Genomic DNA, 26,938 nt, shown 5'->3' on the forward strand with positions numbered 1-26,938 from the left:
CAAAATTAAATTGCTTTTATATCTAAATTGCTATATAATAATATCTAGGAGGAAATAAGTATGTTAAAAGAAGTATTAAGCGTTGCAAAAGTTGCGAAAAAATCATCACTCTTTTTGGGTGGTGTCGCATTTGGTACCCTTGGTTTGAAAATCTTAGCAAGTAAGGAAGCTAAAAAAGGTTATTCTAAAGCCTTGGCTAAGGCTTACAAATTGAAGGACGAGCTAGATGCATCTGTTTCTGTTGTGAAGCAACATGGAGACGATGTCTTGCAAGATGCCAAATATTTGTACGAGCAAGAGAAAAAAGAAGAGCAATTAGATAGCCTTATAGGAGAATAATATGTCTTTTAAAGTGCTACATAGAGGATACCAACATATCCGACTATCATCTTCTTTTTCACTCACCTTGGATATTCAAGACTATCTTCGTTCCTTGGCGAGAGATGAAAAGGGGATTGAGTCTATCCAGTTTTACATGGATCAACAGCACTTTACTCTACGTATAAAAGAAGGCTTTTCTGTATTAGATAATGCAGAAGCCTTTTTAAAAAGAATTGATAAAGGGAAAGTTTCTGAGTTGATGACTCTTCCCATTCGTAGAGAAGAGAGTGCTTATTCTATTGTTTCAGGTGCAGCGATTAAGCGTGTACTTTTTCGTAGTTTTGTGCCGTATCCTATTCGCTATATATGGACTTGTTATCAGGCTTTGGGTTATATTAGAGAAGCCTATCAAACACTAGCGCGTAAGGAACTAACGATGGAAGTCTTGGACTGTTCGGCGATTTTATTGTCCTTGTTTATGAACCAATCCAAGACAGCTAGCAATATCATGTTTATGCTTGATTTGGGGAATCATTTAGATCAGTGGTCCTTGAAAAAAACTGCAACAGATTTAGAACAGAGTCTTCTTTCAAAAGAGAGCGATGTATTCTTAGTGCAGGGCGATACGGTTGTTAGTATCAAGAGTTCCGATGTTCAAATCGGAGATGTCTTGGTCCTATCTCAAGGAAATGAAATTCTGTTTGATGGACAAGTAGTTTCAGGTTTAGGTATGGTCAACGAAAGTTCCTTGACGGGAGAGAGTTTTCCAGTTGAAAAAAGAGAGTCTGATTTGGTTTATGCAAATACAGTATTAGAAACTGGAGAGTTACGTATTCGTGTAACCGATAATCAGATGAACAGCCGGGTTTTACAACTGATTGAGTTGATGAAGAAATCTGAAGAAAACAAGAAAACGAAACAACGCTATTTCATCAAAATGGCGGACAAGGTCGTCAAATATAATTTCTTGGGGGCTGGGCTGACTTACCTATTAACAGGTTCTTTTTCTAAGGCTATTTCTTTCCTATTGGTCGATTTCTCCTGCGCTTTGAAAATCTCTACTCCTGTAGCTTATTTGACAGCTATCAAGGAGGGGTTGAACCGTGAAATGGTGATTAAGGATGGAGATGTTCTGGAGAAATATCTGGAAGTTGATACTTTCTTGTTTGATAAGACGGGAACAATCACAACTAGTTATCCTATAGTTGAAAAGGTGTTACCTTTTGGGGACTATAGTGAGGAAGATATTCTCAGAATCAGTGCCTGTCTTGAGGAACACATTTATCATCCTATTGCTAATGCCATCGTCAAGCAAGCCGAGATAGAGGGGATTGAACATGAGGAAATGCATGGGAAACTCCAATATATCGCAAGCAAGGGGATCAAATCTCATATCGATGGCCAACCAGTTCTTATTGGGAATTATGTCTTGATGCAGGATGAGCAGATTCATATCAGTTTGGAACAAAATGCTTTAATTGAAGAGTACAAGAGTCACTACAATCTCTTATTCTTGGCTTATCAGAATGAATTGATTGGAATGTTCTGCATTCATACTCCTTTGAGAAAAGAAGCAAAAGCAGCCTTGGAGAAACTTAAGGCACAAGGGAAAAAATTGATTCTGGCAACAGGGGACACCTTGGTTAGGACAGAGCAATTAGTCAAAGATTTGCCCTTTGATCAGGTTTATACAGATTTGAAACCTGATGGGAAATTTGAGTTAGTAGAGGAACTGCAGAAAGCAGGTCACACTATTTTGATGGTTGGGGATGGGTTGAATGACTCAGCTGCTCTAACCCTATCAGATATCGGTGTGGTGATGAATGAGAGTGCAGATATTTCTAAGCAGATGAGCGATATTTTATTGTTAGATAATCGCTTGGATTTCTTCCAAGAGTTGGATTCGCTATCATCATCTTTGCAAACACTCATCAAGAAGAATATTCAAGATACCGTTGTCGTAAATAGTAGTTTGATTGGCTTTGGCTTGTTTAATTGGCTCAGTCCTTCAAAGCTCTCTATCTTACATAATCTAACAACCTTACGCATTGTACTGCGTAGCCTGTCTATTAAGGGATAGGTGGGGACTATTAACAGCAAAAAGGAGTTACCTTTCTCGAGGGTAACTCCTTTTTTTATAGGTAAATGTTGAACAGTTTAGTAAGTCAATACAAAGTATTTTTTCTTTCCACGACGGATAACAGTCAGTTCGTTCTCTAACTTATCAGTGTCACTCAAGACATATTCAAGGTCTTGGATACGGTCGCCATTTAAGTAAATGGCTCCGTTTTGGACGTCTTCACGGGCTTGGCGTTTTGAGTTAACCACACCAGATGAGACGAGCAGTTCCACGATATTGTGATTTTCGTCTGCCTGTACTTGGTAGTTTGGCACACCACGAAGTCCTTGTTTAAGTTCTTTAACAGAAAGGTTTTTGATGTTTCCTGCAAAGAGCTGCTCAGTGATGTTGAGGGCTTCTTTGTAGGCTTCTTCGCCGTGAACAAGTGTAACGACTTCACGAGCCAAGACTTTTTGAGCCAAGCGTTCGTGTGGCGCTGCTTCAAATTGTTTGCGGATGTCTTCAATCTCATCAAGTGACAAGAAAGTAAAGATCTTCAAGAAGCGAACAGCGTCTGCGTCCATAACATTCATCCAGAATTGGTACATTTCGTATGGAGAAGTCTTTTCAGGATTGAGCCAGACGGCATTTCCTTCTGATTTACCAAATTTCTTACCAGTTGCATCTGTGATCAATGGAACAGTGATAACGTGGCCAGTCTTGTCAGCCTTACGACGAAGCAATTCTGTACCAGCTGTCATATTTCCCCACTGGTCAGAACCACCGATTTGAAGAGTGACATTGTGGTCTTGGTTAAGGACGAAGAAGTCGTACCCTTGCATGATTTGGTAAGCGAACTCAGTGTAAGAAATCCCTGTTTCAATCCGTTTTTTCACAGACTCCTTACTCATCATGTAGTTGACAGTGAAGTATTTTCCGATGTCACGGAGGAAGTCAATGAAGCTGATGCTGCCAAACCAGTCGTAGTTGTTGACCATGACAGCTTTATTTTCACCATTTTCAAAGTCAAGAAAACGAGAAAGTTGTCCTTGGATAGACTTGACCCAGCCATCTACTGTGTCTTTTGTTTGGAGACTACGTTCAGCATCTTTGAAGGACGGATCTCCGATGAGACCTGTAGCACCGCCAACGAGCGCATAAGGTTTGTGACCTGCTAGTTGCAAGCGACGACTTGTCAAGATTGCGACAAGGTGGCCTAGGTGAAGGCTGTCAGCAGTTGGATCGTAGCCAGTATAATAAGAAACTTGACCTTCTTCTAGGGCTTTACGCAAAGCTTCTTCATCAGTCGTTTGAAAAATCAAACCACGCTCTTTTAGCTCATCAAAAATGTGCATGTGTCTTTTCTCCTTTTTAAAATTATTGTTTCTACCTATTGTATCACAAACTTGGGCAATAGCCTAGCAGAATAGGGAAGAAAATGGCTATTTTATTGAAAGTTTCCCTTTTATGGTATAATAGATAAAGTGAGGAAATCCATGCAAAATCAATTAAATGAATTAAAACAGAAAATGCTGGAATTTTTCCAGCAAAAACAAAAACATAAAAAATCAGCTAGACCTGGAAAGAAAGGTTCGAGTACCAAAAAATCTAAAACCTTAGATAGGCCAGCCATTTTTCCAGCTATTTTACTGAGTATAAAAGCCTTATTTAACTTACTCTTTGTGCTTGGTTTTCTAGGAGGAATGTTGGGAGCCGGGATTGCTTTGGGGTACGGAGTGGCCTTATTTGACAAGGTTCGGGTGCCTCAGACAGAAGAATTAGTGAATCAGGTCAAGGACATCTCTTCTATTTCAGAGATTACCTATTCGGACGGGACGGTGATTGCTTCCATAGAGAGTGATTTGTTGCGCACTTCTATCTCATCTGAGCAAATTTCGGAAAATCTGAAGAAGGCTATCATTGCGACGGAAGATGAACACTTTAAAGAACATAAGGGTGTAGTACCCAAGGCGGTGATTCGTGCGACCTTGGGGAAATTTGTAGGTTTGGGTTCCTCTAGTGGGGGTTCAACCTTGACCCAGCAACTGATTAAACAGCAGGTGGTTGGGGATGCGCCGACCTTGGCTCGTAAGGCGACAGAGATTGTGGATGCTCTTGCCTTGGAACGCGCCATGAATAAGGATGAGATTTTAACGACCTATCTCAATGTGGCTCCCTTTGGCCGAAATAATAAGGGACAGAATATTGCAGGGGCTCAGCAGGCAGCTGAGGGGATTTTCGGTGTAGATGCCAGTCAGTTGACTGTTCCTCAAGCAGCATTTTTAGCAGGACTTCCACAGAGTCCCATTACTTACTCTCCTTATGAAAATACTGGGGAGTTGAAGAGTGATGAAGACCTAGAAATTGGCTTAAGACGGGCTAAGGCAGTTCTTTACAGTATGTATCGTACAGGTGCCTTAAGCAAAGACGAGTATTCTCAGTACAAGGATTATGACCTTAAACAGGACTTTTTACCATCGGGCACGGTTACAGGAATTTCACGAGACTATTTATACTTTACAACTTTGGCAGAAGCTCAAGAACGTATGTATGACTATCTAGCTCAGAGAGATAATGTCTCCGCTAAGGAGTTGAAAAATGAGGCAACTCAGAAGTTTTATCGAGATTTGGCAGCCAAGGAAATTGAAAATGGTGGTTATAAGATTACTACTACCATAGATCAGAAAATTCATTCTGTCATGCAAAATGCGGTTGCTGATTATGGCTATCTTTTAGACGATGGAACAGGTCGTGTAGAAGTAGGGAATGTCTTGATGGACAACCAAACAGGTGCTATTCTAGGCTTTGTAGGTGGTCGTAATTATCAAGAAAATCAAAATAATCATGCCTTTGATACCAAACGTTCGCCAGCTTCTACTACCAAGCCCTTGCTGGCCTACGGTATTGCTATTGACCAGGGCTTGATGGGAAGTGAAACGATTCTATCTAACTATCCAACAAACTTTGCTAATGGCAATCCGATTATGTATGCTAATAGCAAGGGAACAGGAATGATGACCTTGGGAGAAGCTCTGAACTATTCATGGAATATCCCTGCTTACTGGACCTATCGTATGCTCCGTGAAAAGGGTGTTGATGTCAAGGGTTATATGGAAAAGATGGGTTACGAGATTCCTGAGTACGGTATTGAGAGCCTGCCAATGGGTGGTGGTATTGAAGTCACAGTTGCCCAGCATACCAATGGCTATCAGACCTTAGCTAATAATGGAGTTTATCATCAGAAGCATGTGATTTCAAAGATTGAAGCAGCAGATGGTAGAGTGGTGTATGAGTATCAGGATAAACCGGTTCAAGTCTATTCAAAAGCTACTGCGACGATTATGCAGGGATTGCTGCGAGAAGTTCTATCCTCTCGTGTGACAACAACCTTCAAGACGAATCTGACTGCTTTAAATCCTACTCTGGCTAATGCAGATTGGATTGGGAAGACTGGTACAACCAACCAAGACGAAAATATGTGGCTCATGCTTTCGACACCTAGATTAACCCTAGGTGGCTGGATTGGGCATGATGATAATCATTCATTGTCACGTAGAGCAGGTTATTCTAATAACTCTAATTACATGGCTCATCTAGTAAATGCGATTCAGCAAGCCTCCCCAAGCATTTGGGGGAACGAGCGCTTTGCTTTAGATCCTAGTGTAGTGAAATCGGAAGTCTTGAAATCAACAGGTCAAAAACCAGGGAAGGTTTCTGTTGAAGGAAAAGAAGTAGAGGTCACAGGTTCGACTGTTACCAGCTATTGGGCTAATAAGTCAGGAGCGCCAGCGACAAGTTATCGCTTTGCTATTGGCGGAAGTGATGCGGATTATCAGAATGCTTGGTCTAGTATTGTGAGGAGTCTACCAACTCCATCAAGCTCCAGCAGTTCAAGTAGTAGTTCTAGCGATAGCAGTAACTCAAGTGCTACACGACCTTCTTCTTCAAGGGCGAGACGATAATTCTCTAAATGAAGTGGCGAATCAATAGATTGCCACTTTTTTCTTTTTTCCTTTCGTGTTACAATAAAGGTATGAATCAGTATCAGAAAAAGATTGTTAAAGGAACTATTTATTCGCTCCTATCCGGCTTAATCTGGGGAATCTGTGGAATTCTAGGAGAGTATTTCTTTACTCATTACCAGGTGTCTTCTGGCTGGATTACCTCTATGCGATTGACACTAGCAGGGAGTCTTGTACTCATTTGGTCTGCAATACAATTAAAATCGCAAGTGCTAGATATTTGGCGAGACAAGAAAAATTACCTACCCTTTTTGGCCTATGCTATTTTGGGGATTTTTTCAGTCCAGTATTTTTTCTATCTCTGTGTAGAATACTCAAATGCAGCGACAGCGACTATTTTACAGTTTATCAGTCCTGTCTTTATCCTCTTTTACAATCGCTTGGTTTATCAAAAACGAGCGTCAAAAAGTGCTATTTTCTATGTTTTGATTGCTATGCTGGGTGTTTGCTTGATGGCGACAAAGGGAGATTTCTCTCAGTTATCCATGACACCACTAGCCCTTGTGACGGGCTTACTGAGTGCTATGGGTGTTATGTTTAATGTTATCTTGCCCCAGCCTTTTGCGAAGCGCTATGGTTTTGTACCCACGGTTGGGTGGGGGATGATTTTGGCAGGTTTATTTAGCAATGTTCTCTCGCCAGTGCATCAGCTTTCCTTTACTCTTGATATTTGGAGTATCTTGATTTGCCTCATTATCGCTTTCTTTGGGACGGCTTTTGCTTTTTTTATTTCCATGAAGGCGGTGTCCTTGGTTTCTCCTTTGGTGGTTTCCGTTATCAGTGCCAGTGAACCTCTCTCTTCTGCTCTCTTGAGTGTTTTGTTCTTAGGCCTGGTAGTGGATTGGTCACTCCTTCTAGCTATGGCCTTGATTATTTTACCCATGATATTTTTGTCTATAGAAGAAGCGAAAGAAAGTAGATAAAAAGTCTTTTCTTAATTCTAAAAGTGTGCTATACTAGAATAGTCAATAAAACACGGGGAGATAGTTGTGAAGAGTGTTTTTAGGTTGTATCGGTAGGGGTTTGCTTTTACCGACAGCACGTTTTATCTCACATCCCTAAAAAATCATACCTAAAAACAGACAAAAAGGCTTCAAATTTGAGGCTTTTTTTGGTAGAATAGTTATCATTATAAAGAATGAGAGGTTTTTTTATGACTGCTACAAAAATGAATGCTCAAGAAATTATCCAATTTATCGCTAATGCTGAGAAGAAAACCAGTGTGAAAGTAACTTTTGAGGGACAACTCGCAACTGCTGTACCTAGCTCGGTTGTTAGACTAGGGAATGTTTTATTTGGAGACTGGAAGGACGTGGCTCCGCTTCTCAATGGTTTGGTGGAAAATCAAGACTATGTTGTTGAGCAAGATGCTCGCAATTCTGCAGTTCCTTTGCTAGATAAACGTGCTATCAACGCTCGTATCGAGCCAGGCGCTATTATCCGTGACCAGGTAGAAATTGGTGACAATGCTGTTATCATGATGGGAGCTGTTATCAATATCGGTGCTGAAATCGGTGCAGGAACCATGATTGACATGGGGGCTATCCTTGGTGGCCGTGCCATCGTTGGGAAAAACAGCCACGTTGGTGCAGGTGCAGTTTTAGCAGGTGTGATTGAGCCAGCTAGCGCAGAACCAGTCCGTGTTGGAGACAATGTTCTTATCGGTGCCAATGCAGTGGTTATCGAAGGAGTCCAAATCGGTAGTGGTTCAGTTGTCGCAGCAGGAGCTATCGTTACCCAAGATGTTCCAGAAAATGTAGTAGTAGCAGGTGTTCCAGCTCGAATTATCAAAGAGATTGATGCCCAAACTCAACAAAAAACAGCGCTAGAAGATGCGCTTCGTACCTTGTAATTGTAAAAGAAAAATAGAGGCGGGATCCTTTTTCCAGCCTCTTTCTGCTATATAGGAGGATAGATAGATGTTAGATTTGATTCAGACTAGACGAGATTTGCACCAGATTCCAGAGATTGGCTTGGAGGAGTTCAAGACTCATGCTTATTTGCTAGATGTGATTGAGAAATTGACTGCGGGCAAGAATTTTGTTCAAGTTCGTACTTGGCGGACAGGGATTTTGGTTTATTTGCAGGGAAGTCAGCCAGAGCGTACCATTGGTTGGAGAACAGATATTGATGGCCTGCCTATCGTCGAACAAACAGGCCTTCCTTTTGCTTCTCAGCATCAAGGTCGCATGCATGCTTGTGGACATGATTTTCATATGACTATTGCCTTAGGCTGTCTAGAGCGCGCCCTTGAGGAGCAACCAAAGAACAATCTGCTCTTTCTGTTTCAACCTGCTGAAGAAAATGAAGCTGGTGGCATGCTTATGTATGAGGATGGCGCTTTTGGAGACTGGTTGCCAGACCAGTTTTATGGGCTCCATGTGCGACCAGATCTGAAGGTTGGACAGATTGCGACCAATACTCATACACTCTTTGCAGGGACCTGTGAGGTGAAGATTCGTTTCAAAGGTAAAGGAGGACATGCAGCCTTTCCACATGAAGCTAATGACGCCTTGGTGGCGGCTAGTTACTTTGTGACCCAGGTGCAGTCAGTTGTCAGCCGCAATGTCAACCCAATAGAGGGAGCAGTGGTGACCTTTGGTCTTTTCCAAGCTGGAACAACCAACAATGTCATCACAGACACAGCCTTTTTACATGGAACTATTCGGGCCTTGACTCAGGACATGAGTCTCTTGGTACAAAAGCGGGTCAAAACAGTTGCAGAAGGAGTTGCAGCTGCCTTTGATATGGAAGTCGAAGTGGAACTCAAACAAGGTGGATACCTACCTGTTGAGAACCATCCAGCCTTGGCGCGTGAACTAATGGACTTTTTTGAAGAGAAAGACGGAATTGAGTTGATTGATATCGAGCCTGCTATGACAGGCGAGGACTTTGGTTATCTCCTTTCAAAGGTTGATGGCGTGATGTTTTGGCTGGGTATCGATAGTCCCTACGCCCTTCATCACCCTCAGATGGCTCCTAAGGAAGAAGCATTAGCTATTGGGGTGGATGCGGTCTCTAGTTTCCTGAAAAAGAAGGCAGCAGAGTAGAGGGGTTGTCTATGAAATCGGAACTACGCAAGCAAGTCTTGCAAGAAATGAAGGCTATATCTCAAGAGCAAAAACAGGCTATAGAGCAAGCTTTAACCGAGCGGCTTTTACACCATCCCTTCTACCAAGAAGCCAAGGTCATCGCAACCTATCTCTCTTTTCCGCACGAATTTCAAACGCAGGGATTGATTGAGCAGGCGCTGAGGGACGGCAAGAAGGTTCTGATACCCAAAACCTATTCCAAGGGGCGCATGGACTTTGTGGTCTATGATCTGCAACAACTGGTCAAAACTTCCTTTGGCTTACTGGAACCACAGGGAAATTTGGAAGTGGTAGATGCCTCTCAGATTGATTTGATTCATGTCCCAGGGCTGGCTTTTACGATGGAAGGCTATCGGATTGGCTATGGCGGAGGTTATTATGACCGCTATCTGGAACAGTTTACTGGTCATACTTTGAGTACGGTTTATCATTATCAAGTTCAGGACTTTAGTCCTGAAAACCATGATATTCCTGTTCAGGAGGTTTTGATTGATGAAGGAAATCTTTGATAGGCGTTACCCTGTGACGAGTTTCTTTCTTTTAGTGACGGCCGTGGTATTTCTACTAATGTTGGTAACTACAGGAGGAAACTTTGACAGGGCGGATACTCTATTTCGATTTGGAGCCATGTATGGGCCTGCCATTCGCCTCTTTCCCGAGCAAATTTGGCGTCTCTTTTCGGCTATTTTTGTTCATATTGGGTGGGAGCATTTCATTGTTAATATGCTTTCACTTTATTATCTTGGAAGGCAGGTAGAGGAGATTTTCGGTTCTAAGCAGTTTTTCTTTCTCTATCTTTTATCAGGAATGATGGGCAATCTCTTTGTTTTTGTATTTAGTCCCAAATCCTTAGCAGCAGGTGCATCCACCTCTCTTTATGGTCTATTTGCCGCGATTATCATTCTTCGCTATGCAACTCGTAATCCTTATATCCAACAGCTAGGACAGTCTTATCTGACACTTTTTGTGATTAACATTATTGGAAGTGTTCTGATTCCAGGAATCAGCCTAGCAGGCCATATCGGAGGTGCAGTTGGTGGTGCATTTCTAGCAATTATCTTTCCAGTTAGAGGAGAAAGACGGATGTATAGTGCTAGTCAGAGACTGGTAGCGTTAGTCTTGTTCGTAGGACTCGCAGTCTTACTTCTCTACAAGGGAATGGGATGAAAATTTGTGAAATGAAAAAAGATAAGGCATTTTTTGAACCTTATCTTTTTTTATTTTATACTCAATGAAAATCAAAGAGCAAACTAGGAAGCTAACCGCAGGCTATACTTGAGTACGGCAAGGTGAAGCTAACGTGGTTTGAAGAGATTTTCGAAGAGTATTATTCCTTCTCAGCCAATTCTTTTCCCAGTTGGATGAGGTAATCTTTTAAGTCATCTTTGACTTGTGGATGTTTGAGGGCGTAGTCAATAGATGTTTTCATAAATCCAAACTTATCCCCAACGTCGTAACGAGCTCCTGTAAATTCACGGGCAAAAACACGCTGTGTTTTATTGAGCGTATCAATAGCATCAGTAAGTTGGATTTCATTTCCAGCACCAGGAGCTTGCTTTTCGAGGATATCAAAAATCTCAGGTGTGAGTAGATAGCGACCGATGATTGCAAAATCACTTGGTGCATCTTCGGTCGCTGGTTTTTCAACGAAAGTTTCAACGCTATAGAGTCCGTTGATTCCTTCACCTTGAGGAGCAATGACTCCATATGATGAAACGTCTTCGTGTGGTACGGGCATGACAGCAATGGTTGATGCGTGTGTCTTTTCGTAATCCTTCATCAGTTGTTTTGTCAAAGGAACGGCGTTCTCATCTGTGATGTCCATAAGGTCATCACCCAGCATAACAACGAAGGGCTCATTCCCTACAAAAGCTTTGGCTTGTAGGACAGCATCTCCAAGACCACGAGGGTGAGTTTGGCGGATGAAATGGAGGCGCATACCAGTTGCTTCATCTACCAATTTTAACAGATCTGTTTTACCTTTCTCTTTGAGGTTGTACTCAAGCTCAAAATTTGAATCAAAGTGGTCCTCAATAGAACGTTTTGACTTACCAGTGACAACCAGAATATCTTCAATACCTGATTTGAGAGCCTCTTCCACGATAAACTGGATAGTTGGTTTGTCTACAATTGGCAACATTTCTTTGGCAAGGGCCTTGGTTGCTGGTAAAAATCGAGTTCCTAGTCCAGCGGCAGGAATGACTGCTTTTCTAACTTTCAGTGCCATAAGAATCCTTTCTCTAGAGGGTTAAGACCACTCATTTTCTGCTTTAAATTCATTGTTCATGATATTATAAATGGCATCTTTGATATTGGTTCCTTGGTAAATAACTTGGTAAATGGCATGCGTAATCGGCATATAGACTCCAAGTTCTTGCGCTAGCTCATAGGCTGCTCGAGTCGTTGAAATTCCTTCAATCACCATGCCCATATTGGCTTCGATATCAGCTAGGGATTCTCCACGACCAAGAGCATCTCCGGCTCTCCAGTTACGAGAGTGGATGGAGGTTCCTGTTACGATCAAATCTCCCACACCAGATAAGCCGCTATAGGTCAGTGGATTAGCCCCGAGTGCTACCCCTAGGCGGGTGATTTCTGCCAAGCCTCGAGCGATGATGGCTGCCTTAGCGTTGTCACCAAATCCCAAACCATGTAAAGCTCCGGCACCGACAGCGATAATATTTTTGAGAGCACCAGCGGTTTCGACCCCGATAACATCCGTATTGGTATAAAGTCGGAAGTAGTGATTACTAAATAGCTCCTGAACGTATTGAGCTGTTTGTAAATCTTTAGAAGCAGCAGTTATTAAAGTTAGGTCACGCACAATGGTCTCTTCTGCATGACTAGGTCCTGAAACAACGACGATATCACTACGGAGATGTTCAGGAATTTCTTCTTCAAGAATGGTTGATAATCGTTTATGGCTATCAGGTTCTAATCCCTTTGATGCGTGCATGATGATAACCTTATGGTCCAAGGTTTGTGCAACTTGTTGGGCAACAAGTCGTGTCACTTTTGTTGGGACAACAAACAAAATCGCATCCACATCTCTCAGTGCCTCTGCTAAGTCGGTGTAGGCAATGATATTTTCATCTAGAACGACATCTTTAAAGTAGTGTTTGTTAGTATGATAGGTATTAATTTCATTGATTTGTTCGGGAAGATTTCCCCAAATACGTACCTCGTGTCCATTGTCATTTAAGACTTGTGAAAGGGCAGTTCCCCAGGAACCAGGCCCCAAGACGGCGACGGTTTGTTTTTTCATGATTTCCTCCTTAATAGAGTCCTTTCTCTTATTCTATCATATTCTAGAGGATTTTGCACTTGCATTGCTGGGAAGTGGTGTCTTTGTGACTTCAAAAATACACAAAAACCGGGGCTAGTATTAAACTCTCAGTCTTTAGTTAAAGTGAGAAGAAATCTGATAGATAGTTTGATTCAGTATATGCTTATAATAGAGGTAAACAACTCAGGAGGTTCTTGTAGCTTGCGAGAGTTTGGCGAAAAAATTAAAAGATTACGTTTGGCTAAAAAAATCAGTAGTTCAGAATTTTGTGGCGATGAGTCTGAATGAAGTATCCGTCAATTAATTAGAATTGAAAATGGAGAATCCAGACCAACACTAACAAAGTTAAAATATATCGCTGAACGTTTGGGGGTTGAAGATTACAAGTTGATGCCAAGTTATATAGAGTTGGATAAGGAATACCTAGAATTGAAGTATTTCTTGATGAGGACTCCTACATACGAAGATGAAACTATCGCCCAAAAGAAAGAGAGTGTTTTTGATAAGATTTTTGAAGAGTATTATGATAGGCTACCTGAGGAAGAAAGATTTATCATCCCAAATTATTCATATCTGGCACTAACGAACTACACAGTTCAAAAATCACCAGAAAAGCTAGTTAAACTACTGTCCTTCTGGTGATTTTGCTTAATTTCTGATGTTCGAGACATAATTGAGGAGATTTGTCTTGATTTTTTCCTAAAAAAGGGTAGACTCCTCCCTTGGTTTGATGCTCGATTTTTAAAATAAGGTGACTTATTCTGTTAGGCATGTTTTCCCCTGCCCTCTAGCTCTATATGGAACAGGGAGTATCAGATTTATCTGGCAGATTGTATCAAATAAGGCTTGAAATTGTTTTGAATAGGCGTATAGACTTGAGAATTTGAGAATATGTCGTCTAGCAGTAGAGACATATTTTCCGGCAATATGAAGGAAGAGAGGTCGAAAACGCTTGATAGTCAAGACCTTTACTTCATCACCAGCTAGCTGCTTTAAAAAGAGGTAGAGATTATAAGCCAGATAGCCCATCATCATACGTACTTCATTCTTAACCATGGTCGAACTATCTGTCTTATCCCCAAAGAATCCTGCTTTCCTTTCTTTGATAAAGTTTTCAGCATTCCCTCGTTCACGATAGAATTGAAACAGCTCCTCACTATCTACACTGCTTAAATTGGTCAAATGAACTTTTTTACAACCATAAAAAAGAGCACTTAATCGTACTCTTCTCTTTTAAGGATTAGTTGAATTAATTCAAATCCACTAGTTCTCCTGTTTCTAGGTAGACTAGGCGTTCACAAATGTTAGCAATGTAATCAGCGAAGCGTTCCAGATGACCTATGATATAAAGGTATTGAGTTCCATTGGGAATTGAGGTTTCTTGGTCTTTCATAAGTCCAATGATTTCCTTTGATAAGGCATAATAATATTGGTCAATCTGTTCATCTTTTTGAGCAATACTAATAGCTTTTGAGGCTTGGTGCAAAGGAAAGGCAACCAATAAATCGGCTAGCATGCTGAGGGATAATTTACCCATTTGGTGTAACTGTTCTTCGTCAGGGGCTAGTTGATTTTCTTTTAGTTGCAAAACAGCTTTGGCAATGCCTGCCATATGGTCTCCCATACGTTCAAGGTCTGAACAAGAAGACATGATGCTAATCACAAATCGAAGGTCAGACACTTGTGGCTGCTGCAAGGCCAACAAACGGGCACAGGCCGATTCGATAGCGCTTTGACCTTGGTTGATAGCATGATCCTTATTGATAATTAGCTCTGCCATCTCCTTGTCTTTGGAGGCTAAGGCCAGTAAGGCTTTTGAAGCTGTTTCAAGGACAAGTTGCCCTAGTCCTAAAAAGGATTGTTCTAATTCATGCAATTCTAAGTCAAATTGATTTCTCATAGGTTTCTCCTTCCTTATCCGAACCGTCCTGAAATATAGTCTTCTGTGCGCTGATCTTTTGGATTGGTAAACACGTCAACGGTATCTCCAAATTCGCAAATTTCTCCTGTTAAGAAAAAAGCAGTTTTATCTGAAATACGTGAAGCTTGTTGCATGTTATGGGTAACAATGATAATCGTATAATCCTTTTTTAGTTGCTGAATGAGGTCTTCAATTTTTAAAGTGGAGATAGGGTCTAAGGCTGAAGTCGGCTCATCCATTAACAGAATATCAGGTTCTACTGCTAAAGCTCGCGCAATGCAAAGGCGTTGCTGCTGACCGCCAGATAAGGACATGGCACTCTTTTTAAGATCATCTTTGACTTCTTCCCAAATGGCTGCCCCTTTTAAAGATTTTTCCACTAAGGCATCTAATTGTTTTTTGTCTCGAATACCATGTGTCCTTGGGCCATAAGCCACGTTATCATAGATAGACATGGCAAAGGGATTAGGCTGTTGAAAAACCATCCCTACACGCTTACGTAGCTGATTAAGGTTGAATTTGCTACTATAAATATCTTGCTCATCTAAGAGGACTTGGCCTTCAATATGGCAAGAAGGAACCAAATCGTTCATCCGATTAAGGGTTTTTAGAAAAGTTGATTTACCACAACCAGATGGGCCTATCAAGGCAGTAATCTGTCTTTCTGGTAATTGAATCGAAATATTTTTTAAGGCTTGAAAGTCCCCGTAAAATAAGTCTAGGTGTCTGACTGAAAATGTTCCCATACTAGGAAGCTCCTTTCACAAGTTTTCGAGATAATAAGCTTGATAGAGTATTTATCATTAAAACAGTAATAATCAAAATCACACCGGTAGCATAGGCTTCATTGACATGTAGCCCCTCACTTGACAGCATATACATATGCAGGGCTAGAGAACGACCTGAAGACATGAGACTACTTGGCGTATTGGTAGAGGTACCTAATGTATACATGAGGGCAGCTGTCTCACCAACGATACGGCCAATAGCTAGTATCACTCCAGCTAAAATACCTGGCATGGCAACTGGTAGAACAATTCTAAAAACAGTCCGTAACTTACCTGCCCCAAGTCCATAACTTGCTTGACGCATGCTATCACTAACAGATAAAAGGGCTTCTTCTGTTGAGCGAATAATGACTGGCAACACCATGATGACTGAGGTTAAGATTCCTGATAACAGAGAGTATTGAAAACCTAAGAAGACTACAAAGAAGAGCATGCCAAACAGACCAAAAACAATGGAAGGAATCCCAGACAAGGTATCTGAGGCCAATCGCATGATTTTAACACAAAGGGAATCTTTTTTTGTATATTCCACAAGATAAAAACCAGCAAAAATCCCTATGGGCAAGGCTAAAAGAAGAGCACCAAAGACCAGAATAACGGTGGAAATAATCGCTGGCATAAGGGAAATGTTCTCAGAAGTATAAGTCCAAGAAAAGAGGGATAGACTTAGATGAGGTAAGCCTTTGATGAGGATAAAACCAATGATTAAAAAGAGAGAGCCAAAGGTTAAAGCTGAAAAACAATAAACGAGAAGTTTTAGCAGGTATTTACTCATAAGATGATTTTCCTTTCAAGTAGGCAAAGTAGGCATTAATCAAGAGAATAAGGAAAAAGAGAACTGCTGAGGTTGCAATAAGGGCTTCCCTATGCTGACCTGATGCGTAAGCCATTTCCAGAACAATATTGGTTGTTAAGGTTCTGGTTCCTGAAAAGAGTCCACTTGGAATAATCGGCTGGTTGCCTGCCACCAAAATAACTGCCATGGTTTCACCTACTGCGCGACCGATTCCTAAAATAACTGCTGATAAAATACCAGATCTCGCAGCTGGCAAGATGACACTAAAAATACTCCGTTCATGACTAGCTCCTAGAGCCAAGCTACCAGAATAATACGTTTTGGGAACTGTTCGGATAGCAGATTCTGACAAACTGATAATGGTTGGCAAAATCATTATTCCTAATAGTAACGAAGCGGTTAGGACACTCATGCCATTTCCTAAAAAGCTTCTAATCCAAGGCACCAATAATTGTAGGCCGAAAAAACCATAAACAATAGATGGAATGGCCGCCATCAAGTTGATAGCTGATTTTAAGAAGCCATAGACGGGCTTTGGACAATAATAAACCATAAACACCGATGTCAAGATGCCTGTTGGCACCCCAATCACAATCGCTCCTAAGGTAATTAATAAGGAACCAACGATCATTGGTAAAATACCATAGCTTGCCGGAATGTTCGTTGGCGACCAATCACTGCCTAATAAAAAACGGGCAAAGCCGTAGTTAGCCATGAAAGGTAAGCCATTACTAAAAATAAAGAAACAGATTAGCAAAATAGCTACAACAGCTACTGTTGCACTCAGGAAAAAAATTGCCCTAAAAACTGCTTCTTTGAAGGCTTGTTTTGTCACATCTTGTCCTTTCTAGTGAAGAAAGTAAGGGAGATACGACACCTCCCTACTTGCCTTCTTTATCTTATTGTACGATGAAACGTCTGCATCTCTTTAGAGATTTATGGAGCAAACATTTTATTTAATCTTGTCCCAGGTGGTTAATTTGCCACTAAAAACGTCTGCAAGTTCAGCCATACTGACTTGGCTTGCCTTATTGTCATTATTGACCACAACAGCAATACCGTCTAAAGCAATAGCATCATGGGTGAGACTTTTACCTTCTTCAGGAGTTAATTCCCTAGAAACCATACCAATATCAGCGGTTTTCTCCTTAACAGCGGTAATACCTGCTGAAGACCCATTAGAGGTAATATCAATCGTAACTTCTGGATTTTCTTTTTTATAAGCTTCTGCTAATTTTTCCATTAAAGAAGATACTGAAGTGGAACCTACAACAGACAACTTGCCTGATAAGTGTTGGCTTGTATATTCTGTGGTTTCGGTTTTAGCTTCAATAAATTTATTATCTGTGACCACTTGTTGACCTTGTTTGGAGTGGATAAAGCTGATAAAATCTTGACCTAGCTTGGAAAGATTAGAAGACCAAACAATGTTGAAGGGACGTTGAAGAGGGTATTTACCATCTAAAACTGTGTCTCGACTAGCCTTGATACCATCAATCTCTAAAGCCTTGACAGATTTCGTTAAAGATCCCAAGGAGATGTAGCCGATAGCATTAGCATTCCCTTGAACTGCTGAGAGAACACCTTCTGTGCTATTTTGAATCACAGCTGTTTTGGCAGTGTTGTCAATTTTTTTATCACCGTCTTTTTTGAGAATCCCTGTGATTTCTGTGAAGGCACCCCGTGTTCCAGAGCCATTTTCTCGTGAAATCACCTCAATCGTTTCTGAAGCTGACTGTTTGGAAGCAGATGACTGATTGCCACAGGCAACAAGCCCAAATCCTGATAAGCCAATGGCTGCAAGAGTAAGCATTTTTTTGAATTTCATAATAATCACCTTTATTTCTATGTATTTTTCTTGTGTAGGATTACTACACTTATAGTCTAACAAGTCTTTGTAAAGGTTTATCCCTGATTCATGTAAAGATTGTGTAAAGAATCAAAAAAAGCCACTTTTGAAAAGTGGCTGCTCCTAAAAATAGCTTTAAAAATTATTAGTCCTGTGCGAAAGATTGGTTAGGAAGAAAAATCGTGAAGCAACTGCCTCTGCCAAGCTGACTCGTCACCGTGACTTGGCCACCTAATAATTGACTAAGTTCTTTGACAATAGCAAGGCCAAGACCAGTGCCACCAGTTTGTCTGCTTCGACCTTTATTAACTCGGTAAAAACGTTCAAAAATACGATCCTGCTCTAATTGACTAATACCAATCCCTGTATCTGACACAGAAATCTTAATGCCTTCGTTCACCTTTTGGGTCTTGACCTCAATTTTTCCCCCTTGTTCAGTGTAACGGATGGCATTGGTTAAAAGATTGAGTAAGATTTGGGAAAGTAATTGACTATCTGATACGAGGGTGATATCATCTGGCACCTGCACCTTTAGCTGTAAATCCTTCTTCTTGAGCTGAGGTTGCACGCTTTGAGTCAAATCCTGTACAAATTCTGCCAAAGAAAGGGTCGTCCATTGTATAGGCATTTGTTGAGCCTTAGATAAGGTAAGAAGATGCTCAACAATATGCTCAAGACGCAAGCTTTCTTTGTAAATAATGTCTAGAAAGTCATCCTTGAGCGCTTCTTCTTCAGCTGACATCTCCTTAATGGTTTCAGCAAAGCCCTTAATCGAAGTAACTGGTGTCCTCAATTCATGGGAGGCATTTGAGACAAAGGCTAAATTTAACTTTTCATAAGTTCTAATCGTTGTTAAATCATATAACAAGACGAGCACAGCTTCCACAGATTGGGTGGGGCTAAAAACGGGAACTGCTGTCACTTCTAAAATCAGGTCACCCTCATGAAACCCACTTACTTCTTGTTTTAACCTTGTTTTTTGATCGAAGGCTTGGTGAACTAAATTCCGAATATCCATCCGTTTGAGGTCATCAAGTGAACTTATGTCGCCGTCCACATCGGGAAAATAATGAGGCAGAGAGCGACTGGATAATAACATCTGACCTTGAGCGGAAACTAAAAACGTCCCCATGGTTAGGTGCGACAGAAGAACCTCCATTGTTTCGGCTAGGTCCTTGTATTGCTGATCCTGTTGGGAGACTTTGGTTTTTAGGCCAGACACATACTGAGCCAAAGACTTTAAGTCTTCTTGCCCTTTTTCTAAAAAGTATTCACTACTGGTCAAGAGAGGTTGGTGCAAGGTCTCAAAAGCAACTTCCCATTTCCAAAGGCAAAAGAGCCAGTAGCTACCTAGTCCCAAAGAAAGGGCTAGAAGAAAGAGACCGATGCCTTTACTGATCCAAGTTAATGCCATCCCTGCAATCAGAATGAGGCTAACACTTAGATTGACTAGCCAAAATTGAAGGTAGCGTTTCATCTATAACTCCTTGAACTTATAACCATAACCCCGAATGGTTCGAATAAATTGAGGGGCTTTAGGATTGTCTTCAATTTTTTCCCTCAACTTACCAATATGAACGTCCACCAAACGTGTTTCCTGCCCAAAGTCATACCCCCAGATACGTTCCAAAAGACGCTCTCTAGTCAGTGTCATGTTGGGATGTTTCATAAGATAGAGCAAGAGTTCAAATTCTTTTGGGGTCAAACTCAGTAACTTATTCGCCTTGTAGACTTCATGACGCTCAGGGTATACTTTCAAGGTCCCAAATAGCCAAGAATCGTCAGCGATATTATCTGAATCATCTCCTTCTTGTTCTCCTTTAGTTCGCCTGAGGACAGCCTTGACACGCGCCAGCAATTCTCTAGGGCTAAAAGGCTTGGTCAGGTAGTCATCAGCCCCTAATTCCAAGGCCAAAACCTTATCAAATTCATCACTTTTCGCAGAAACCATCATAATTGGAGTTTTGACGCCTTTGGCTCTCAGCCGCTTACAAACTTCTATGCCATCTAATTGTGGTAACATGATATCAAGCAAGATAAAATCAAAGGGTTCTGTTTCTGCCAAAGCTAAGGCCTTCCGTCCATTTGTTACCAATTGAGTAGAAAAGCCTTCCTTACTTAAATGGTAGTCAAGCAATCTCAGAATGTGTTCTTCATCATCCACTAATAAGACTTGTTTTGTCATCTATTATCTCCTATTGGTAACATTATAACACAATTATCAGAAATCCTAACATTGCTAAATCAGATTAAATTTGCTTATCAAGACTAGGATCTGGTCAAACGCTCAATCATCTCCTTGTGCTCTGGATAGGTCGCCAGTAGATCTACCCTTTCAAATAATTCAAAATCCTCAAATTCAAAACCAGGAGCAACAAGACAAGAAACCAGAGCATAATCCTTATCAACTTCAAGAACTCCTCTCAGTTCTGAGGACACGGTAATGATTGATGCGACGGAAGTAAAAATCAATCGTCCTAAAAAAACAATTAGCGAATGATTCTGGTAAAAAGAAATGCCACGCTATGAAGGCTCAGGCGATTGTCACAAGCCAAGGGAGAATTGTTTCTTTGGAGATCACTGTGAACTATTGTCATGATATGAAGTTGTTCAAAACGAGTCGCAGAAATATCGGACAAGCTGGTAAAATCTTGGCTGACAGTGCTTATCAAGGGCTTATGAAGATATATCCTCAAGCACAAACTCCACGTAAATCCAGCAAACTCAAGCCGCTAACAGCTGAAGAGAAAGCCTATAACCATGCGCTATCTAAGGGGAGCAGCAAGGTTGAGAATATTTTTGCCAAAGTATAGTAGATTGAAACTAGAATAGTACATATCTACTTCTAAAACATTGTTAGAAATCGATTTGACTGTCTTGATTGATTTGTCCTGTTCTTATTTCATTTCACTATGAAAACGTTTAAAATATTTTCAACAACCTATCGAAATCATCGTAAACGCTTCGGATTACGAATGAATTTGATTGCTGGCATTATCAATCATGAACTAGGATTCTAGTTTTGCAGGAAGTCTATTATTTGGTTAGGTGAATTAGTGAAGCGTTTAGGCAATTCGCCATAGTTACGACGTCATGGCTCCTAAATCGATTATATTTAGGAGCCATGACTAGTGAAGCAGTTAGCTAGTCCGCATATAAGCGGCTAGCGTCTAACAATTAGGAACTTTAGTTCCAATAACTTTAAGATTACGACGTTTTAGGACATAAATCGATCATATTTATGTCCTAAAACTAGTGAAGCGCCTAGCCAAATCCCTGATAGGATTTGGCGTTAGTTACTTAGACTACTTTACAATAAAGTGATTAAAAGATTACGACATGAACCAAACCAAATCGATATTATTTGGTTTGGTGAATTAGTAAAGCGATTAGGCAAATCGCCATAGTTACGACGTCATGGTCTCTAAATCGATTATATTTAGAGACCATGACTAGTGAAGCAGTTAGCTAGTCCGCATATAAGCGGCTAGCGTCTAACAATTAGGAACTTTAGTTCCAATAACTTTAAGATTACGACGTTTTAGGACATAAATCGATCATATTTATGTCCTAAAACTAGTGAAGCGCCTAGCCAAATACCTGATAGGCTTTGGCGTTAGTTACTTAGATTGCTTAACAATCAAGTAATTAAAAGATTACGACATGAACCAAACCAAATCGATATTATTTAGTTTGGTGAATTAGTAAAGTGTTTAGGCAAGTATCTCTGGTTACGACGTCATGGTCTCTAAATCGATTATATTTAGAGACCATGACTAGTGAAGCAGTTAGCTAGTCCGCACATACGCGGCTAGCGTCTAACAATTAGGAACTTTAGTTCCAATTGTTAGTACTGAATCACATCTTCTCTGGCGCTTCTACTCCAAGCAAGCGAAGGGCTTCTTTGAGAACGACTGCGGTTGCGTAGCTGAGGGCTAGACGGCTGTCGCGTTCTGGGCTTTCATCCAAGATACGTGTATGTGCATAGTATTTGTTAAAGGATTGAGCCAGGCTAATTGCAAATTTAGCAATGATAGAAGGTTCAAAGTTATCTGCCGCACGGTTGATAATACGTGGGAAGTCTTGAATGAGTTTAATGATTTCCCAGCTTTCAGCATCATTCAAGCTATAGTTGCCAGCTGTTTCTGGTTTGAAATCCGCTTTGCGTAAGATCGATTGGATACGAGCGTAGGCGTATTGAACATAAGGTCCAGTTTCACCCTCGAAGGATACCATGGCCTCTAAGTCGAAGTCATATCCGTTTGTACGGTCAGTCTTGAGGTCATAGAACTTAATGGATCCAACCCCAACAGCATGTGCTACCTGATCTTTATTTTCCAATTCAGGATTTTTTGTTTCAATTTGGGCTTTTGCACGACTAATAGCCTCTGCAACAGTGGGCTCTAGCAAGATGACATTCCCTTTACGGGTAGAGAGTTTTTTCCCTTCTTTTGTAACCAAACCAAAAGGAACATGAGTAATGTCGTCACTCCAATCGTAGCCCATCTCTTGCAAGACAGCTTTGAGCTGTTTAAAGTGGGCAGATTGCTCTTGACCAACTACGTAGATAGATTTAGCAAATTGATATTCGTTTTTACGGTAAAGGGCTGCAGCCAAGTCACGTGTGATATAGAGAGTTGCACCATCCGATTTCTTGATAAGGGCTGGATGTTCAATTCCATACTTCTCAAGATTCACAACTTGGGCCCCTTCTGACTCAACAAGAAGGCCTTTTTCAGAAAGAATGTCTACAACTGCATCCATCTTATCGTTGTAGAAGGCTTCCCCGTTATAGCTGTCAAAATCAACCTGCAATTCATTGTAAAGGCGGTTAAATTCCACTAAACTTTCATCACGGAACCATTGCCAAAGAGCGAGAGCTTCCTCGTCACCATTTTCCAGTTTACGGAACCATTCGCGTGCTTCTTCATCCAAGCTAGGGTCATTTTCAGCCTCAGCATTGATACGGACATAGAGTTTAAGGAGTTCATCGATTGGATGAGCTTTTACAGCTTCTTCGTCGCCCCATTTTTTGTAGGCAACAATCAACATCCCAAATTGTTTACCCCAGTCTCCCAAGTGGTTGACCTTGACTGTTTGATAACCGATTTTTTGGAAAATATGTGATAAGCTATCTCCGATAACAGTTGAGCGCAGGTGACCAATAGAGAATGGTTTAGCGATATTGGGACTAGACATATCGATAACAACATTTTCTTGTTTGCCAATAGTTTGGTCAGCATAGTGTTCTTTTTCAGTGATAACAGCTTGCAATACTTGAGCAGAGATGGCAGATTTATCAAGGAAAAAGTTGACGTAAGGTCCTGTTGCAACAACCTTTTCAAAGGCTTGGCTGTTAATTTTTTCAGCCAGTTCAGCCGCAATCATTTGAGGTGCTTTACGTTCGACTTTGGCAAGAGAAAAAGCAGGGAAAGCAATGTCTCCCATTTCTGAGTTTTTAGGGGTTTCCAGTAAATTTAAAATAGCCTCTTGGTCTAGGCTATCAATGACGCTAGCCAACTCGCTAGCAATCAATTCTTTTGTATTCATTAAGAGCTCCTTTTTGGACTTTTCTACTATTTTATCACAATTTTAAAGAAAGAAGAAAAAATTTTTGAAATCTCCTATTTTTTTGGTATAATATAGTTATAAAAATAGTTATAAATATTCACATAAGAGGATTTTATGAGAAAAAGAGATCGTCATCAGTTAATAAAAAAAATGATTACTGAGGAGAAATTAAGTACACAAAAAGAAATTCAAGATCGGTTGGAGGCACACAATGTTTGTGTGACGCAGACAACCCTGTCTCGTGATTTGCGCGAAATCGGCTTGACCAAGGTCAAGAAAAATGATATGGTGTATTATGTACTAGCAAATGAGACAGAAAAGATTGATTTGGTGGAATTTTTGTCTCATCATTTAGAAGGTGTTGCAAGAGCAGAGTTTACCTTGGTGCTTCATACCAAACTGGGAGAAGCTTCTGTTTTGGCAAATATTGTAGATGCAAACAAGGATGAATGGATTTTAGGAACAGTTGCTGGTGCCAATACCTTATTGGTCATTTGTCGAGACCAGCACGTTGCCAAACTCATGGAAGATCGTTTGCTAGATTTGATGAAAGATAAGTAAGGTCTTGAGAGTTGCTCTCAAGACTTATTTTTGACAAGGAGAGACGGACAATGGCGACAGAAAAGCTATCACCTGGCATGCAACAGTATGTGGAGATTAAAAAGCAATATCCAGATGCGTTTTTGCTCTTTCGGATGGGTGATTTTTATGAATTATTTTATGAGGATGCGGTCAATGCTGCGCAGATTCTGGAAATTTCCTTAACGAGTCGCAACAAGAATGCCGACAATCCGATTCCTATGGCGGGTGTCCCCTATCATTCTGCCCAACAGTATATCGATGTCTTGATTGAGCAGGGTTATAAGGTGGCTATCGCAGAGCAGATGGAAAATCCTAAACAAGCAGTTGGGGTTGTGAAACGAGAGGTTGTTCAGGTCATTACGCCAGGAACAGTGGTCGATAGCAGTAAGCCGGATAGTCAGAATAATTTTTTGGTTGCCATAGACCGCGAAGGCAATCAATTTGGCCTAGCTTATATGGATCTGGTGACGGGTGACTTTTATGTGACAGGTCTTTTGGATTTCACGCTGGTTTGTGGGGAAATCCGTAATCTCAAGGCGCGAGAAGTGGTGTTGGGCTATGACTTGTCTGAGGAAGAAGAACAAATCCTCAGCCGCCAGATGAATCTGGTGCTCTCTTATGAAAAAGAAAGCTTTGAAGACCTTCATTTACTGGATTCACGATTGGCAGCTGTGGAGCAAGCGGCATCTAGTAAGTTGCTCCAATATGTCCATCGAACCCAGATGAGGGAATTGAACCACCTCAAGCCTGTTATCCGCTATGAAATCAAAGATTTCTTGCAGATGGATTATGCGACCAAGGCTAGTCTGGATTTGGTTGAGAATGCTCGTTCGGGCAAGAAGCAAGGCAGCCTTTTCTGGCTTTTGGATGAAACCAAAACAGCTATGGGTATGCGGCTCTTGCGTTCTTGGATTCATCGCCCCTTGATTGATAAGGAACGAATTATCCAACGTCAAGAAGTGGTGCAGGTCTTTCTCGACCATTTCTTTGAGCGCAGTGATTTGACAGACAGTCTCAAGGGTGTTTATGACATTGAGCGCTTGGCTAGTCGTGTTTCTTTTGGCAAAACCAATCCCAAGGATCTCTTGCAGTTGGCGGCCACCTTATCTAGTGTGCCACGGATTCGTGCGATTTTAGAAGGAATGGAGCAACCTGCTCTAGCTTATCTCATCGCACAACTGGATGGAATCCCTGAGTTGGAGAGCTTGATTAGCGCAGCGATTGCTCCTGAAGCTCCTCATGTGATTACAGATGGGGGGATTATCCGAACTGGATTTGATGAGACTTTAGACAAGTACCGTCGTGTGCTTAGAGAAGGGACTAGCTGGATTGCTGAAATTGAGGCTAAGGAGCGAGAAAACTCTGGTATCAGTACGCTCAAGATTGATTATAATAAAAAGGATGGCTACTATTTCCATGTGACCAATTCACAACTGGGAAATGTGCCTGCTCACTTTTTCCGCAAGGCGACGCTGAAAAACTCAGAACGCTTTGGAACCGAAGAATTAGCTCGTATCGAAGGCGACATGTTGGAGGCGCGTGAGAAGTCAGCTAACCTAGAGTACGAAATTTTTATGCGCATTCGTGAAGAGGTCGGCAAGTACATTCAGCGTTTGCAGGCTCTAGCTCAAGGAATTGCGACCGTTGATGTCTTGCAAAGTCTGGCGGTTGTAGCTGAAACCCAGCATTTGATTCGACCTGAATTCGGAGATGATTCGCGAATTGATATCCAGAAAGGGCGCCATGCTGTCGTTGAAAAGGTTATGGGGGCTCAGACCTATATTCCCAATACGATTCAGATGGCAGAAGATACCAGTATTCAACTGATTACAGGACCCAACATGAGCGGGAAGTCAACCTACATGCGTCAGTTAGCCATGACGGCGATAATGGCCCAGTTGGGCTCTTATGTGCCAGCAGAAAGTGCCCATTTACCTATTTTTGATGCTATCTTTACCCGTATCGGAGCAGCCGATGATTTGGTTTCAGGCCAATCAACCTTTATGGTAGAGATGATGGAGGCAAACAATGCCATTTCGCATGCGACTAAGAATTCTTTGATTCTCTTCGATGAGTTGGGACGGGGAACTGCAACTTATGACGGAATGGCTCTTGCTCAGTCCATCATCGAATATATCCATGAACATATCGGAGCCAAGACCCTCTTTGCGACCCACTACCATGAGTTGACTAGTCTGGAGTCTAGTTTACAACACTTGGTCAATGTCCACGTGGCAACTTTGGAGCAGGATGGGCAGGTCACCTTCCTTCACAAGATTGAACCAGGGCCAGCTGATAAATCCTACGGTATCCATGTTGCCAAGATTGCTGGCTTGCCAGCAGATCTTTTAGCTAGAGCAGACAAGATTTTGACTCAGTTAGAGAATCAAGGGACAGAAAGTCCTGCTCCTATGAAACAAACAAGTACTGTCTCAGAACAAATTTCACTCTTTGATACACCTGAAGAACATCCTATCCTAGCAGAATTAGCTAAACTGGATATTTACAATATGACACCTATGCAGGCTATGAATGTCTTGGTCGAGTTAAAACAGAAACTATAAAGAGAAAATTACTAGTCATTCTAGCTGTATCAAGGAGACTTCTTTGACAAGTTGTCACTTTTTTGCTAGAATAACATCACACAAACA

At 41.2% G+C, this 26,938-nt stretch carries 22 protein-coding genes and 4 pseudogenes; 13 read left to right on the top strand and 13 right to left on the bottom strand.

Annotated elements, in window-relative coordinates; translation table 11 throughout:
• The first annotated feature begins 60 nt into the window (after positions 1–60).
• Together HT736_RS05040 and HT736_RS05045 are read left to right on the top strand one after the other, a co-directional pair.
• Positions 61–339 carry a DUF6110 family protein gene (locus HT736_RS05040; protein WP_000910903.1) on the top strand — a complete coding sequence of 93 codons (279 nt, stop codon included), beginning with the start codon at positions 61–63 and terminating at the stop codon, positions 337–339.
• A gap of 1 nt (position 340) precedes the next feature.
• The gene (locus tag HT736_RS05045; RefSeq protein ID WP_172930799.1) at positions 341–2,401 is read left to right on the top strand and encodes a heavy metal translocating P-type ATPase; all 2,061 of its coding nucleotides are present in this window, start codon (positions 341–343) and stop codon (positions 2,399–2,401) included.
• A 77-nt stretch (positions 2,402–2,478) separates the two neighbouring features.
• On the opposite strand, the gene tyrS is transcribed toward HT736_RS05045, so the two are convergent.
• Complete coding sequence (tyrS, locus tag HT736_RS05050) at positions 2,479–3,735, bottom strand: tyrosine--tRNA ligase (RefSeq protein ID WP_000546883.1); 1,257 nt, start codon at positions 3,733–3,735, stop codon at positions 2,479–2,481.
• Positions 3,736–3,876: 141 nt separating this feature from the next.
• Here tyrS and pbp1b point away from each other — a divergent pair, with 141 nt between their 5' ends.
• From pbp1b to HT736_RS05080, 6 genes are all read left to right on the top strand, one after another.
• The gene (pbp1b, locus tag HT736_RS05055) at positions 3,877–6,342 is read left to right on the top strand and encodes a penicillin-binding protein PBP1B (protein ID WP_172930800.1); all 2,466 of its coding nucleotides are present in this window, start codon (positions 3,877–3,879) and stop codon (positions 6,340–6,342) included.
• A 71-nt stretch (positions 6,343–6,413) separates the two neighbouring features.
• Positions 6,414–7,325 (top strand): DMT family transporter, encoded by a 912-nt coding sequence (locus HT736_RS05060; RefSeq protein WP_119947525.1) that lies wholly within the window; start codon positions 6,414–6,416, stop codon positions 7,323–7,325.
• Between the two features lie 230 nt (positions 7,326–7,555).
• Entirely contained in the window at positions 7,556–8,254 is a 699-nt protein-coding gene (gene dapD, locus HT736_RS05065; protein ID WP_000127477.1) for a 2,3,4,5-tetrahydropyridine-2,6-dicarboxylate N-acetyltransferase, read from the top strand.
• 67 nt (positions 8,255–8,321) lie between these two features.
• Positions 8,322–9,452 carry an N-acetyldiaminopimelate deacetylase gene (locus tag HT736_RS05070; RefSeq protein WP_054392633.1) on the top strand — a complete coding sequence of 377 codons (1,131 nt, stop codon included), beginning with the start codon at positions 8,322–8,324 and terminating at the stop codon, positions 9,450–9,452.
• 11 nt (positions 9,453–9,463) lie between these two features.
• Entirely contained in the window at positions 9,464–10,003 is a 540-nt protein-coding gene (locus HT736_RS05075) for a 5-formyltetrahydrofolate cyclo-ligase (RefSeq protein ID WP_172930801.1), read from the top strand.
• Positions 9,987–10,661, top strand: a complete 675-nt coding sequence (locus HT736_RS05080; protein ID WP_000658506.1) for a rhomboid family intramembrane serine protease — start codon at positions 9,987–9,989, stop codon at positions 10,659–10,661. The genes HT736_RS05075 and HT736_RS05080 overlap by 17 nt, the downstream gene beginning before the upstream one ends.
• Before the next feature lie 160 nt (positions 10,662–10,821).
• Here the strand turns inward: HT736_RS05080 and galU are convergent, their stop codons facing one another.
• Together galU and HT736_RS05090 are read right to left on the bottom strand one after the other, a co-directional pair.
• Positions 10,822–11,721 (bottom strand): UTP--glucose-1-phosphate uridylyltransferase GalU, encoded by a 900-nt coding sequence (gene galU / locus HT736_RS05085; protein ID WP_001185619.1) that lies wholly within the window; start codon positions 11,719–11,721, stop codon positions 10,822–10,824.
• 21 nt (positions 11,722–11,742) lie between these two features.
• The gene (locus HT736_RS05090) at positions 11,743–12,759 is read right to left on the bottom strand and encodes an NAD(P)H-dependent glycerol-3-phosphate dehydrogenase (protein WP_119919435.1); all 1,017 of its coding nucleotides are present in this window, start codon (positions 12,757–12,759) and stop codon (positions 11,743–11,745) included.
• A gap of 411 nt (positions 12,760–13,170) precedes the next feature.
• On the opposite strand from HT736_RS05090, the gene HT736_RS11955 reads away from it, so the two are divergent.
• Positions 13,171–13,422 carry a hypothetical protein gene (locus HT736_RS11955; protein ID WP_007284768.1) on the top strand — a complete coding sequence of 84 codons (252 nt, stop codon included), beginning with the start codon at positions 13,171–13,173 and terminating at the stop codon, positions 13,420–13,422.
• Between the two features lie 114 nt (positions 13,423–13,536).
• Here the strand turns inward: HT736_RS11955 and HT736_RS05100 are convergent.
• The 9 genes and pseudogenes from HT736_RS05100 to HT736_RS05140 all read right to left on the bottom strand — a co-directional run.
• Positions 13,537–13,968: pseudogene (locus HT736_RS05100) on the bottom strand (transposase); the annotation flags it as partial.
• 61 nt (positions 13,969–14,029) lie between these two features.
• Positions 14,030–14,680: a phosphate signaling complex protein PhoU gene (gene phoU, locus HT736_RS05105; protein WP_138700030.1), complete on the bottom strand. Its 651-nt coding sequence runs from the start codon at positions 14,678–14,680 to the stop codon at positions 14,030–14,032.
• Positions 14,681–14,694: 14 nt separating this feature from the next.
• Entirely contained in the window at positions 14,695–15,447 is a 753-nt protein-coding gene (pstB, locus tag HT736_RS05110; RefSeq protein ID WP_000536449.1) for a phosphate ABC transporter ATP-binding protein PstB, read from the bottom strand.
• A gap of 1 nt (position 15,448) precedes the next feature.
• Positions 15,449–16,264 (bottom strand): phosphate ABC transporter permease PstA, encoded by an 816-nt coding sequence (gene pstA, locus HT736_RS05115; RefSeq protein WP_000049768.1) that lies wholly within the window; start codon positions 16,262–16,264, stop codon positions 15,449–15,451.
• Positions 16,257–17,120, bottom strand: a complete 864-nt coding sequence (pstC, locus tag HT736_RS05120) for a phosphate ABC transporter permease subunit PstC (protein WP_172921861.1) — start codon at positions 17,118–17,120, stop codon at positions 16,257–16,259. Before pstC ends, pstA begins: the two co-directional genes overlap by 8 nt.
• A 117-nt stretch (positions 17,121–17,237) precedes the next feature.
• The gene (locus HT736_RS05125; protein WP_054388466.1) at positions 17,238–18,113 is read right to left on the bottom strand and encodes a substrate-binding domain-containing protein; all 876 of its coding nucleotides are present in this window, start codon (positions 18,111–18,113) and stop codon (positions 17,238–17,240) included.
• A gap of 166 nt (positions 18,114–18,279) precedes the next feature.
• Positions 18,280–19,611 (bottom strand): ATP-binding protein, encoded by a 1,332-nt coding sequence (locus HT736_RS05130; protein ID WP_023935331.1) that lies wholly within the window; start codon positions 19,609–19,611, stop codon positions 18,280–18,282.
• Positions 19,612–20,319, bottom strand: coding sequence for a response regulator transcription factor (locus tag HT736_RS05135; protein WP_000166478.1), 708 nt, complete (start codon positions 20,317–20,319; stop codon positions 19,612–19,614).
• Positions 20,320–20,402: 83 nt separating this feature from the next.
• Positions 20,403–20,543: pseudogene (locus tag HT736_RS05140) on the bottom strand (cupin domain-containing protein); the annotation flags it as partial.
• On the opposite strand from HT736_RS05140, the pseudogene HT736_RS05145 reads away from it, so the two are divergent.
• Both HT736_RS05145 and HT736_RS05150 read left to right on the top strand, forming a co-directional pair.
• Positions 20,536–20,944: pseudogene (locus HT736_RS05145) on the top strand (transposase family protein); the annotation flags it as partial. The pseudogenes HT736_RS05140 and HT736_RS05145 overlap by 8 nt on opposite strands.
• Positions 20,945–21,046: 102 nt before the next feature.
• A pseudogene (locus HT736_RS05150) lies at positions 21,047–21,154 on the top strand (IS5/IS1182 family transposase); the annotation flags it as partial.
• 838 nt (positions 21,155–21,992) lie between these two features.
• On the opposite strand, the gene argS reads toward HT736_RS05150, so the two are convergent.
• Positions 21,993–23,684, bottom strand: a complete 1,692-nt coding sequence (gene argS / locus HT736_RS05155) for an arginine--tRNA ligase (RefSeq protein WP_054388464.1) — start codon at positions 23,682–23,684, stop codon at positions 21,993–21,995.
• 135 nt (positions 23,685–23,819) lie between these two features.
• Between argS and argR the strand changes: the two genes are divergently transcribed.
• Both argR and mutS read left to right on the top strand, forming a co-directional pair.
• A complete protein-coding gene (gene argR / locus HT736_RS05160; RefSeq protein WP_023939905.1) occupies positions 23,820–24,266 on the top strand; it encodes an arginine repressor in 447 nt (148 codons plus the stop codon).
• A gap of 50 nt (positions 24,267–24,316) precedes the next feature.
• Complete coding sequence (gene mutS, locus HT736_RS05165) at positions 24,317–26,851, top strand: DNA mismatch repair protein MutS (RefSeq protein ID WP_054388463.1); 2,535 nt, start codon at positions 24,317–24,319, stop codon at positions 26,849–26,851.
• Positions 26,852–26,938: the final 87 nt, after the last annotated feature.

The organism is Streptococcus sp. 339, from assembly GCF_013277285.1.
In the GTDB taxonomy this organism is placed as follows: Bacteria; Bacillota; Bacilli; order Lactobacillales; family Streptococcaceae; genus Streptococcus; species Streptococcus pseudopneumoniae.